This is a genomic window from Streptomyces rimosus, assembly GCF_008704655.1.
Lineage (GTDB): Bacteria > Actinomycetota > Actinomycetes > Streptomycetales > Streptomycetaceae > Streptomyces > Streptomyces rimosus.
The window spans coordinates 1,738,590-1,750,555 of sequence record NZ_CP023688.1 but is presented as its reverse complement, the minus strand read 5'-3'; the positions used below and the strand labels follow the sequence as shown (position 1 = coordinate 1,750,555).

10 protein-coding genes are annotated in these 11,966 nt (G+C 73.6%); 5 read left to right on the top strand and 5 right to left on the bottom strand.

The features are described from left to right. Nucleotides 1-13 precede the first annotated feature (13 nt). From ccrA to CP984_RS07100, 3 genes are all read right to left on the bottom strand, one after another. Nucleotides 14-1,351, bottom strand: a complete 1,338-nt coding sequence (gene ccrA, locus CP984_RS07110; RefSeq protein WP_003981808.1) for a crotonyl-CoA carboxylase/reductase — start codon at nucleotides 1,349-1,351, stop codon at nucleotides 14-16. Between the two features lie 412 nt (nucleotides 1,352-1,763). Further along, a complete protein-coding gene (locus CP984_RS07105; protein WP_030179831.1) occupies nucleotides 1,764-2,576 on the bottom strand; it encodes a TetR family transcriptional regulator in 813 nt (270 codons plus the stop codon). Nucleotides 2,577-2,712: 136 nt separating this feature from the next. Further along, on the bottom strand, nucleotides 2,713-4,575 hold the full coding sequence (locus CP984_RS07100; protein ID WP_078575371.1) for a 3-hydroxyacyl-CoA dehydrogenase family protein: 1,863 nt from the start codon (nucleotides 4,573-4,575) through the stop codon (nucleotides 2,713-2,715). Between the two features lie 357 nt (nucleotides 4,576-4,932). Here CP984_RS07100 and CP984_RS07095 point away from each other — a divergent pair, with 357 nt between their 5' ends. Further along, nucleotides 4,933-5,559, top strand: a complete 627-nt coding sequence (locus tag CP984_RS07095) for a HEAT repeat domain-containing protein (RefSeq protein WP_003981805.1) — start codon at nucleotides 4,933-4,935, stop codon at nucleotides 5,557-5,559. On the opposite strand, the gene CP984_RS07090 is transcribed toward CP984_RS07095, so the two are convergent. Next, nucleotides 5,459-5,941, bottom strand: coding sequence for a GNAT family N-acetyltransferase (locus CP984_RS07090; RefSeq protein ID WP_003981804.1), 483 nt, complete (start codon nucleotides 5,939-5,941; stop codon nucleotides 5,459-5,461). The genes CP984_RS07095 and CP984_RS07090 overlap by 101 nt on opposite strands. Before the next feature lie 88 nt (nucleotides 5,942-6,029). On the opposite strand from CP984_RS07090, the gene CP984_RS07085 reads away from it, so the two are divergent. Beyond that, nucleotides 6,030-6,803 (top strand): SDR family NAD(P)-dependent oxidoreductase, encoded by a 774-nt coding sequence (locus tag CP984_RS07085; RefSeq protein ID WP_043978894.1) that lies wholly within the window; start codon nucleotides 6,030-6,032, stop codon nucleotides 6,801-6,803. 109 nt (nucleotides 6,804-6,912) lie between these two features. Then, nucleotides 6,913-7,263: a MerR family transcriptional regulator gene (locus tag CP984_RS07080; protein WP_003981802.1), complete on the top strand. Its 351-nt coding sequence runs from the start codon at nucleotides 6,913-6,915 to the stop codon at nucleotides 7,261-7,263. Between the two features lie 13 nt (nucleotides 7,264-7,276). Here the strand turns inward: CP984_RS07080 and CP984_RS07075 are convergent, their stop codons facing one another. Further along, nucleotides 7,277-8,287: an Rv2578c family radical SAM protein gene (locus CP984_RS07075; protein ID WP_003981801.1), complete on the bottom strand. Its 1,011-nt coding sequence runs from the start codon at nucleotides 8,285-8,287 to the stop codon at nucleotides 7,277-7,279. Between the two features lie 309 nt (nucleotides 8,288-8,596). Between CP984_RS07075 and CP984_RS07070 the strand changes: the two genes are divergently transcribed. Both CP984_RS07070 and CP984_RS07065 read left to right on the top strand, forming a co-directional pair. Continuing rightward, nucleotides 8,597-9,043 carry an SRPBCC family protein gene (locus tag CP984_RS07070; protein ID WP_003981800.1) on the top strand — a complete coding sequence of 149 codons (447 nt, stop codon included), beginning with the start codon at nucleotides 8,597-8,599 and terminating at the stop codon, nucleotides 9,041-9,043. Nucleotides 9,044-9,393: 350 nt separating this feature from the next. Next, nucleotides 9,394-11,886, top strand: coding sequence for an MFS transporter (locus tag CP984_RS07065; RefSeq protein WP_003981799.1), 2,493 nt, complete (start codon nucleotides 9,394-9,396; stop codon nucleotides 11,884-11,886). Nucleotides 11,887-11,966 lie beyond the last annotated feature (80 nt).

Genomic DNA, 11,966 nt, shown 5'->3' with positions numbered 1-11,966 from the left:
GCGTCCGTCCGGGTCAGACGTTCCGGAAGCGGTTGATGGCGTCGATGTGCTTGGCCCGCATCTCCGCGTCGCGCACGCCCATGCCCTCCTCGGGGGCCAGCGCGAGCACGCCGACCTTGCCCTGGTGGAGGTTGCGGTGCACGTCGTACGCCGCCTGCCCGGTCTCCTCCAGGGAGTACGTCTTCGACAGCGTCGGGTGGATCTTGCCCTTGGCGATCAGGCGGTTGGCCTCCCACGCCTCGCGGTAGTTGGCGAAGTGCGAGCCCACGATGCGCTTCAGCGACATCCACAGGTAGCGGTTGTCGTACTCGTGGGTGTACCCGGAGGTGGAGGCGCAGGTGACGATCGTGCCGCCCTTGCGCGTGACGTACACGCTCGCGCCGAACGTCTCGCGCCCCGGGTGCTCGAAGACGATGTCGACATCCTCGCCGCCGGTCAGCTCGCGGATGCGCTTGCCGAACCGCTTCCACTCGCGCGGGTCCTGGCTGTGCTCGTCCTTCCAGAACTTGTACCCCTCGGCGTTCCGGTCGATGATCGCCTCGGCGCCCATCTTCCGGCAGATCTCCGCCTTCTGGTCGCTGGAGACCACGCAGATCGGGTTGGCGCCGCCGGCCAGCGCGAACTGCGTGGCGTACGAGCCGAGTCCGCCGCTGGCACCCCAGATCAGCACGTTGTCGCCCTGCTTCATGCCGGCGCCGTTGCGCGAGACCAGCTGGCGGTACGCGGTGGAGTTGACCAGCCCGGGCGCCGCCGCCTCCTCCCAGCTCAGGTGATCCGGCTTGGGCATCAGCTGGTTGGACTTGACGAGCGCGATCTCGGCCAGGCCGCCGAAGTTGGTCTCGAAGCCCCAGATGCGCTGCTCGGGGTCGAGCATCGTGTCGTTGTGCCCGTCGGCGGACTCCAGCTCGACGGACAGACAGTGCGCGACGACCTCGTCGCCGGGCTTCCAGGAGTTCACGCCGGGCCCGGTGCGCAGCACGACGCCCGCCAGGTCGGAGCCGATGACGTGGTACGGCAGGTCGTGGCGCTTGGTCAGCGGCGACAGCTTTCCGTAGCGCTCCAGGAAGCCGAAGGTGGACATCGGCTCGAAGATCGAGGTCCAGACGCTGTTGTAGTTCACCGAGGAGGCCATGACGGCCACCAGGGCCTCGCCGGGGCCCAGTTCGGGCACCGGCACCTCCTCCACGTGCAGCGACTTGCGGGGGTCCTTCTCCTTGGTGGGCAGGCCGTCGAACATGTCGGCCTCGTCCTTGTGCACGGTCACCGCGCGGTAGGAGTCGGGCAGGGGCAGAGCGGCGAAGTCTTCGCGGGTGCTCTCTGGCGCGAGGATCGCGTCAAGTATCTGGTTCACGGTGTGCCTCCGGCGAAGCCAGTCGAAAGCGGCTTGAGGGTACGTCGGGGGTGGTGCGGAAGGGGCCGTCGGTCCGGCTGAGGGGTGTTCCGGCTGCGCGGGTGAGCGCGGTGCGGGTGCCTGTGACGCAGGCGTCCGGGCGGGCAGGCGCGAAGGGCTTGCTGGGACAGCCGGCGCGCGGGGGTTTTCCGCGTGCCGGCCGCCCGGACAACATCAACGTATGACACCGCGTGCCAGCCGACAAGACACTGAGTGCCAACAATTTCTCTCAGATGTCATCTGGGGGGCACGCATGAGCGGCCTGGTGGCCAGCTGAAATGGTGAAATGTCGCCCTTTGTGGGACGTAATGGTTGGCAGGACGCCCGCCCGGGGGTGGTGCACGCCACCCCCGGTGCCAGGGCGTTGCGTAGCTCAGGAGCGCTGCTTCAGCGCCTTCTCGATCGTGCGCATGACCTCGTCCAGCGGGGCGTCCGTACGGGCCACGGTCACCAGGACCTCGCCCTGCCGCGCCGCCCGCGCCGGGGGCTCCTGGCGCGCCTCGCCGCCCCGGCCGCGGCCCGCGCCGATGCCCGTGCCGAAGGTCGCGCGGACGATCGCGAAGGCGTGGTCGAGCTGCGCCTCCACGTCCCCCTCCGCGCCCGCCCGCAGCCAGCGCCGCAGCACGTGGTTGTGCGCGGTGACGACGGCGGACGCGGCGACCTCCGCGAGCAGCGGGTCGTCGTCGCCCTCGTGGTGGGCGCCCTCGTCGAAGTGGCCGAGGAGGTAGCGGGTGAAGAGCCGCTCGTAGCGGGCCACCGAGGCGATCTCGGCCTCGCGGAGGGTGGGCACCTCGCGGGTCAGCCGGTAGCGGGCCACGGAGACGGCGGGGGAGGCCGCGTACATCCGCATGACCTCCTTGATGCCGCGGCAGACCGTGTCGAGCGGGTGCTCGTGCGGCGGCGCCGCGTCCAGGACGGCCTCGGCCCGTACGAGGGTGTCGTCGTGGTCGGGAAAGATCGCCTCTTCCTTGGAGCGGAAGTGGCGGAAGAACGTGCGGCGGGCGACACCGGCCGCGGCAGCGATCTCGTCGACCGTCGTCGCCTCGTAGCCCTTGGCAGCGAACAGTTCCATCGCGGCGGCCGCCAGTTCGCGGCGCATCTTCAGGCGTTGGGCGGCGGCCCGGCGGGTGCCGGGGGTGGTCGGTTCGGTTCCGTCGGACGGCTGCGTACGGGCGGGCTGGGACATGTGGGGACGGTACTGCATATTCCCGCTGCCTGCGGCATCAGCCGTCGCTCGGGCCCCTCCCGGGCGCGGGCCGCCGGAAGGATCCAGCAGCCCGCCCCATCCGCCGCCGGCCGGCGGCCGGGCCGTCCGCCACGCGTCAGCGCCGGGCGTACTCACGGAAGCCGCGGCCGGTCTTGCGGCCCAGGCAGCCCGCGGCGACGAGGTGTTCCAGCAGCGGGGCCGGTGCCAGGCCCGGGTCGCGGAACTCGGCGTGCAGCACCTTCTCGATGGCCAGCGACACGTCCAGGCCCACCACGTCGAGCAGTTCGAACGGGCCCATCGGGTAGCCGCCGCCGAGCTTCATCGCGGCGTCGATGTCGTCCGGCGTCGCGTAGTGCTCCTGCACCATCTTGACCGCGTTGTTCAGGTACGGGAACAGCAGGGCGTTGACGATGAACCCGGCCCGGTCGCCGCAGTCCACCGGGTGCTTGCGGACCCGGGCGCACACCGCGCGCACGGTCGCGTGCACATCGTCCGCGGTCAGCACCGTCCGCACGACCTCGACCAGCTTCATGGCCGGCGCCGGGTTGAAGAAGTGCATCCCGATCACGTCCTGCGGGCGCGAGGTGGCCCGCGCGCAGGCCACCACGGGCAGCGAGGAGGTCGTGGTGGCCAGGACGGCGCCCGGCTTGCACACCTTGTCCAGCGTGGCGAACAGCTGCCGCTTGACCTCCAGGTCCTCGGCGACCGCCTCGATCGCCAGGTCCACGTCGGCCAGCGCGTCCAGCGTCCCGGCGGGGGTGATCGCGTCGAGGGCGGCCTGCCGCGCCTCGGCGGTCAGCCGCCCCTTCTTCACCGAGCGGTCCAGCGACTTGGCGACGCGCGCCTTGGCCGCCTCGGCCTTCTCCAGGCTGCGGGCCGCCAGCACCACCGGGAAGCCGGCCTTGGCGAAGACCTCGGCGATCCCGCTCGCCATCGTCCCCGACCCGGCCACGCCGACGCCGCGCACCGTGCGCCCGGCGGTCGGTTCGTGGGTCCCGGCGGGCGAGTGGACGTCCGGCACGACGGCCGCGCTGCCCGGCGCCTCGTACGTGTAGAAGCCGCGGCCCGCCTTGCGGCCGGTCAGCCCCGCCTCGGCGAGCTGGCCGAGGATCGGCGCGGGCGCGTGCAGCCGGTCGTGGGAGGCGGCGTACATGGCCTCCAGGACCGTACGGGCGGTGTCCACGCCGATCAGGTCGAGCAGCGCCAGCGGGCCCATCGGCAGGCCGCAGCCCAGCTTCATCGCGGCGTCGATGTCCTCGCGGGTCGCGTACCGGGACTCGTACATCGCGGCGGCCTGGTTCAGGTAGCCGAACAGCAGCCCGTCGGCGACGAAGCCGGGCCGGTCGCCGACCGCGATCGGGTCCTTGCCCAGCTCGCGCGCCAGCTCGGTGACGGCCGTGACGGCGGTCGGCGCGGTCAGCACGCAGGAGACCACCTCGACCAGCTTCATGGCCGGCGCCGGGTTGAAGAAGTGCAGGCCCAGGACGCGTTCCGGGTGGCGGGAGTCGGCCGCCAGGCGGGTCACGGACAGCGCGTTGGTGCCGGTGGCGAGGATGGCGTCGGGCCGCACGATGCCGTCCAGCTCGGCGAAGACCTGCCGCTTGAGCTCGTAGTCCTCCGGCACGACCTCGATGACGAGGTCCGCTTCGGCGGCGGCCTGGAGATCGCGGAACGTACGGAAGCGGGCCAGGGCGTCCTGCCGCTCGCGCTCGGTGACGCGCTCCCGGCGCACCGCCCGCGCGGTGGACGCCTCCAGGGTCGCGACGGCGCGGCGGGCGGCGGTGTCGTCGATGTCGATGCCGATCACCTCGCGGCCGGCGCGGGTGAGCACCTCGGCTATGCCGGTGCCCATCGTGCCGAGGCCGACGACGGCCACGGTGGCGGGCGTTCGGGGCGCGGCGGGGGGTGAAGAGGTGGGGGAGACCTGGGAAACGGTGGCGGCGTCGGCCGTGCGGCCAGGTGTGGACTGAGGGTCCATCGCGAGACTCCAGGGAGTGGATCCCGTGCGGACAGAGGTTCCCGAGGCAGGAGGGCCCATGTGCGCAGGGGTGAGTGACGACTGAGGAGGGGCCGGGCACATGCAGAACATGCATGACCCTAGCGGATGTTGATCGACAGGGCCCTGTCCCCGGGTCCCGTCGTGAAGACGTGCTGAACGCCGAACCGACTGCACGTTGTGGCGGCTGCGTCACCAGGCCGCCGGGGCAGGGGTACTGCCCGTGCTCAGCACCTTAACTCGTCGGTAACCAGCAGCGCCAGGGGTTGGCACGGGATTTGGGCTGTGGCTCTGGCCACGTCGCACGTACCGTGGGAATTCCGCGGGAGGGAGCGGCAAATGGAAGATGAATTCCACGAGTTGACGGACCGGGTGCGCGCCGAACTCCGCTCCCCGCAGGATCTCGTCGCCTACGAGCGGCTCCTCGGGCTGGCGCGCAAGAACACCCCGGCGGGGCGCGAGGAACTGGCCCGGGTGCTCACCGCGGTCGAGCGCCCGCTGTGGGCGCGGGAGATCGCGGCGTTCATCCTGGGGAGTGCGGGCGACCGCCGGGCCTTCGAAACCCTGATCCTGCTCCTCAACTACCGCGACCCGGTGCGCTGCGCCACCGCCGCGCACGCCCTCGGCCGCCTCGGCGACCCGCGCACCGCCCGCGCCGCCGCCGCCCTCGCCACCAACCCCCTGCGCACCGCCTACGCCCTGCACCCGGTCCGTCTCCTGGCCGAACTCCGCGCCCCCGAATCCGTCCCCGCCCTGATAGCGACTCTGGAACGTCTCCTCACCCCGCACAACCCGTACTGGCGCGTCGCCCTGGCCTGCGTGGAGGGCCTGGGCGCCCTGGGCGACCGACGCGCGGTCCCGGTCCTCACCGCGGCCCGCGATCACCCACGGCTGGCCGCGGCGGCAGCGGCCTCGCTGGCGCGGCTGGGGGTGCAGGAGGAGCCGGGGGAGAGGGCGGGGTCCTGAGGGTGGGGGTGCCGTCCACCTCGGGGAACCCCTGCTGCGCGGCCCGCAGCAGACAGGCGTCCATCAGCGCGTGGCCGATTCCCGTTCCGATGTGCTCCGGAGACAGGTAGAGGGCGTACAGCTCGCCCCCGGGCGGTCTCCGCGGGCCTTCGTCCTGCCCGCGGGCCGGTCCGAAAGCGGCCCAGCCGACGAGGCCGCCGTCCCGCTCCGCCACGAGATCGACCACCTCGGGCGGTGCCGCGGCGAAGAGCGCGCGCCGTCGTTCCGCATCCTCGGCCGGGTTCAGCCCGTCCAGGTACGCCTGCGGTATCAGCCCCGCGTAGGCGGCCTGCCAGCCGCGTGTCCGGATGACCGCCACCGCGTCCACGTCGTCCGCTGTCATGTCCCGTATGCGTAAGCGCTCCACCACCATGAGCGCGACGCTATGCGTTTGACCTTGTCACTGGCGGCAACGTTTCAGGCTGTGGCCCATGAGGACGCAACAGCCGCGTGGGCGGCAGCAGGAGCGGGGCCGTGTCGTTGTGGTGACGGGCGCGGGGACCGGGATCGGGCGGGCCACGGCGCGGCGGTTCGCGGCAGGAGGGGACCGGGTGGTCGCGGTGGGGCGGCGGTCCGGGCCGCTGGCCGAGGCTGCTGAAGGGTACGGGGCGATCGAGCCGTACGTCGCCGACATCACCGCCGACGGGGCCGCCGAGGAGATCGTCGGGCACGCGGTACGGCGCCACGGGCGGGTGGACGTGCTGGTCAACAACGCCGGGATCGTGGGGAGCGGGGGCCTCGGGACGCTGACCCGGGAGCGGATCGAGCCGCAGCTCGCGACGAACCTGGTGGCGCCGGTGCTGCTGACGCAGGCGGCGCTGCCGCACCTGGAGGAGACCGGCGGCGTGGTGGTGAACATCAGCACCTCGGTCGGGCAGCGGGCCTGGCCCGGGAACGCGGTCTACGGCGCCACCAAGGCCGGGCTCGAACTGCTCACCCGCAGCTGGGCGGTGGAACTGGCGCCGCGCGGCATCCGGGTCGTGGGCGTCGCTCCCGGCGCGGTCGACACCCCCATCGGGGAGCACCAGGGGCTGACCGCCGAGCAGCGGGCGGCGGTGCGGGAGTGGCAGGTCGGGCACACGCCGCTGGGACGGGTCGGGCGGCCGGAGGAGGTCGCGTGGGCCGTGGTGCAGCTCGCCTCGGCGGAGGCGTCGTTCGTGACCGGAGTGATCCTTCCGGTGGACGGCGGGGCGGTGGTGGCCTGACGCCGGCCCGGCTCCGCGGCCCGGTCGCTTACCAGGGGATTCCCTGGGATCCGCCCTCCGGCGCCCTTGTCAGTGCCTCCTGCTACAACAATGGCGGGAGGTGGGGCCGGTGCGGATCGGCGAGCTGGCCGCGGTGACGGGGGTGTCCTCGCGGGCCTTGCGGCATTACGAAGGGGCGGGACTGATCACATCGGTCCGCGCGGACAACGGCTATCGGGTGTACGACGCGGGCGCCGCCGTCCGCGTGCGCAACATCCGCCATCTGCTGGACGCGGGACTGACCCTGACCGACGTGAGCTGCTTCACGGCCTGTCTGGACGGGGACATGACGACGGCGCCGCCGTCGGCGGAGGGGCTGCGCATAGCCCGTGAGCGGCTCGCCGTCATCGACGAGCGGATAGCCGCCCAGACCCGGGCCCGGGACCGGCTCGCCCAGGCCCTCGCCACGGCGGAGGCGTAGGCCACGGCAGCGATCACAGCAGCGCGAGCTGCGTGTGCTCGGGGGCGGGGCCGGGAGCCGGCCGGTCGATGCGCCGGGCCTCCCCGGCGCGGGCCGGGCCGATGCCGTACTCGTCCGCCAGCTCGTGCACCTGGCGGGTGATCCGGCGCTGGTACCACTTGGGGGCGTATGCGCCGTCCGCGTACATCCGCTCGTAGCGGCGCACGAGATGCGGGTGGTGCCGGGCCAGCCAGGCCATGAACCACTCGCGGGCGCCGGGGCGCAGGTGCAGGACGAGCGGGGTCACGGAGGTGGCGCCGGCGGCGGCGACGGCCCGCACGGTCGCGCGCAGTTGGCCGGGGGAGTCGCCGAGGAAGGGGATCACCGGTGCCATCAGCACGCCGGCCGGGATGCCGTGGTGGGCCAGGGTGCGCACGACGTCCAGGCGGCGTTCCGGCGCGGGTGTGCCGGGCTCGACGGTGCGCCACAGTTCCCGGTCGACGAAGCCGACCGAGACCGAGACGCCGACGTCGGTGACCGCTGCGGCCTGCCGCAGCAGGTCGAGGTCGCGCAGGATCAGCGTGCCCTTGGTGAGGATGGAGAAGGGGTTGGCGCGATCGCGCAGGGCCGTGAGGATGCCGGGCATGAGCTGGTAGCGGCCCTCGGCGCGCTGATAGCAGTCGACGTTGGTGCCCATGGCTATGTGCTCGCCGCGCCAGCGGGGCGCGGCCAGCTCGCGCCGCAGCAGCTCGGGCGCGTTGACCTTCACCACGATCTGCGAGTCGAAGCCCAGCCCGGTGTCGAGGTCGAGATAGCTGTGGGTCTTGCGCGCGAAACAGTAGACACAGGCATGGGAGCAGCCCCGGTACGGGTTCACCGTCCGTTCGAACGGCATGCGGGAGGCGCCGGGCACCTGGTTGATGATCGAGCGGGCGCGCACCTCGTGGAAGGTGATCCCCCGGAATTCGGGGGTGTCGACCGTACGGCTGACGACATCCGTGCCGAAGAGGGCGGCGGACTGCTCGCCCAGATTCTCCCAGTGCATCGCGCTTCCTCCTGAGTCCCTCGGCCCCCCGGCGGTGTTCCCTCGGCTGTGTCCCGGCGCTCCGGCTCCCCGCTCGGGCGCTGTCCCCGGGGCTCTCGGCGGCCCCGCTGTTCGAGATAATAGAACAACTGTTCCCATGGAGTCTGTCAAACCCTGCCCGGGCGCGTCGCGGAGCCGCGCCCGTCCGTACGGCGGCCGGGCGCCCGCGGGTCCGGGCCACGCCTAAGGTGGTGTTCCCGCGGCGCGGCACGGCGCCGGTACGGCCCGCGGGCCGCGGGAACAGCAGACGAGCACCGGAGGAAGAGACACATGGGCCAGGTCGAGGCCACCACGCAGCGCGAGATCGCGGCGGACCCGGAGGACGTGTTCGACGCGCTCGCCGACTACAGCGGCACGCGCGGCAAGCTGCTGCCCGAGCACTTCAGCGAGTACGAGGTGCGCGAGGGCGGCGACGGCAAGGGCACCCTCGTCCACTGGAAGCTCCAGGCGACGAGCAAGCGGGTGCGCGACTGCCTGCTGGAGGTCGACGAGCCGACCGACGGGCAGCTGGTGGAGAAGGACCGCAACTCCTCCATGGTGACGACCTGGGTGGTCACCCCGGCGGGCGAGGGCCGCGCCAAGGTGGTCGTCACCACGACCTGGCAGGGTGCGAGCGGCATCGGCGGCTTCTTCGAGCGGACGTTCGCGCCGAAGGGGCTGGGCCGCATCTACGACACGGTGCTCGCCAACCTCGCCGCGGAGACGGAGAAGAAGTAGCCGGCACTCCCGGGTGACCGGCACCCCGCGTAGCCGGCACCCCCGCGTAGCCGGTGTCCTCGTGCGGCCGGTCGTTCCGGCTGTCGCCCCGTCGGCCGGCCCGACGCCGCCGCGGCTCCTCCGGGGGCCGCGGCATGCTCACCGGTTCGAGTGGTTTCCGTAGACCTGCCGTCCGTGCCGGAACGTACCGCCACCTCCGGGAAACCCCTGATGGGCGCCCGACGGACGCGCCCGGAACCGTAGTTGGGGCCGGTGTCGCCCCCTGCGGCCCCGTCTGCCGCGCTTGAACGCCCTCGTCGCCCGGTGCAAGAAAAGGAGCGGCGGCGCAGGCGTGACGAGGGGAGCAGTACGTGGGCGGTACCACCCTGATCGAACAGGGGCGGCGGGAGGGAGCACCGGGCCCGCGTCCGGTCTGGCCGGGCGGTGACGGCCCGCCCCCGGACACCCGCCGGACGCCGGGGCTCCCCGTCGCCCTGCCGCTGGCCCTGCTGCCCGCGGCCCTCGGCCCGACGGTCGCCGTCACCGCGCTCCCGGAGATCGCCGGCGAGCTGCGCGGCCCGGAGCCCGTGTCCTGGCTGCTGACCGCGTTCCTCTTCGCCGCCGCGGCCGGCCTGCCCCTGCACGGCAAGCTCGGCGACGTCATCGGCCGCCGGGCCGCCCTCGTCCTCGCGGCTCTCCTGTTCACCGCGGGCTCGGTACTGGCCGGCCGCGCGCACACGATGGGCGAACTGACGGCCTTCCGCGCCCTTCAGGGCGCCGGGGCCGGGGGACTGGTGGTCGGCGTCCAGGCGGTTCTCGAGGGGCTGGTTCCGCCGGGAGTACGGGGCCGGGCCCTGGGGGTGACGGGCGCCGTCTGCGGACTCGTCGGCGCGGCGGGGCCGTTGCTCGGCGGCTACCTCACCGATCACGCCTCCTGGCGCTGGTGCTTCTTCTCCGGCGTGCCGTTCGGCGTCCTCGCGCTGCTGGTGACCGCGTTCGTACCGAGGCTGCCGCGGCCCGCCGTGCGGCGCACGGCGGACCTGACGGGTGTGCTGCTGCTGGCCGGGTGCGCCACCTGCCTCGTGCTGCTGGTCAGCTGGGGCGGTACGGAACACGCCTGGACCTCGCGGACGGTCCTCGGGCTCGGGCTGGGCGCGCTCGGCACCGCCCTGCTCTTCGTCGCCGTCGAGTACTTCGCCGCCGACCCGCTGCTGCCGCTGCACCTCTTCCGGGACGCGGTGTTCGCCGTCACGGGGCTGGTCGGCGCGGCCCTGGGCGCCGCGCTCTACGGGATCGCGGGCTATCTGCCGACCTTCCTGCCGGTGACCGAAGGCGCGTCGCCCACCCGGTCCGGGCTGCTGATGCTGCCGCTGACGGCGGGGCTGGTGCTCGGCGCGGCCCTGAGCGGACTCCTTGCCCGCCGTACCGGCAGCCACCGCCTGTTCCCCGTCCTGGGCTGCGCGCTGGCGGGCGGGGCGATGTGGCTGCTGTGCCGGGTGCCGCAGCACGCCGGACGGCCGGTGCACAGCCTCGGGACGGGCGTGCTGGGCCTGGGCGTCGGCTGCGTGCTGCCGGTGCTCGTGCTGGCCGTACGCAGCTCCGTACGGCGTGCCGGGCCCGCCCCCGCCCCGGGCGCCACGCCGCGGCGCCTCGGCGGCAGTGTCGCCGCGGGCCTGTTCGTCACTTTCCTCGCCGACCGGCTGGCCGCGCACCTCGCCCACCACCCGGCCGGGACCGGCCGGCACGCCGAGCCGGAGGCGCTGGTTCCGGGGCTGATGAGCGCGGTGCCCGCGGCGCTGCACGGCAGCCCGGCCGCGGCCTACGCGCACACCGTGCCGCGGGTCTTCCTCTACCTCCTGCCGGTGCTCCTCCTGGGCCTGCTGCTCGCCGTCTTCCGGAAAGAGAACCCCCTGGTGTCCCACACCTCGCACGTCCCACCCGCCCCGCACGCCCCGCTTCCGCCACCCGCCGGGCCGCGGGAGGTGGCCCCGGTCCCGCAGGCACGTACGGAGACGGCCGTCCCCCGCGCGCCGGAGCGTCCGGACCCGGCCCCAGCGCCGTACACACCGGCCGCCGCCCCGTCCGTCCCCGACGACCCGTCCGTCCCCGGCGTCCCGGTGAGCGGCACGGTCCGGCACCGCGACGGCAGCACGGTGCCCAGCGCCGCCCTCACGCTCATCGACACCGGCGGACGCCAGGTGGGGCGCGGCGCGACCGGCGACGACGGCCGGTACGCGCTCAGCACGCCGGGCTCCGGCTCGTACGTACTGATCGCGTCGGCGGGCGGGCACCGGCCGCAGGCGGTCGCGGTCACGGTCGGCGAGCGGCCGGTCGGCCTGGACGTGGTGCTCGGCGGGGCCGGGCGGCTGGCCGGCGCGGTCACCACCGCCGACGGCATTCCCGTACGCGATGCCACGGTCACACTGACGGACGTGCGCGGCGAGGTCGTCGCCACCGCCCGCAGCGGACGCGAGGGCGGCTACGTCCTGACGGAACTGGTGGCCGGCGACTACACGCTGGCCGCCGGCGCCCCCGGCTACCGCCCCGTCGCCCTGCCGGTCACCGCCCAGGCGGCCCGAGAGACCCGGCAGGACATCGAGCTGTCGGGCGGCGCGGTGCTGCGCGGCACCGTACGGGCCGGTGACGGGCGCCCCGTCGGGGACGCCCGGGTCACGCTGCTGGACGCGGCCGGCAACGTGGTGGACACCGCGACCACAGGACCGGACGGGCTGTTCCGCTTCGTCGACCTGTCGGCGGGCGAGTACACCGTCATCGCGGCGGGTTATCCGCCGGTGGCGACCGTACTCCAGGTCACGGGCGGCGGCCGTACCGAGCGCGATCTCCAGCTCGGCCACGGGGACTGACCGCGCGCCCGCGCGGCCGGTGCCGGTCACGCGAAACCGGCACCGGCCCGACCGGTCCCGGTTCGCGGACCGGTCACCGG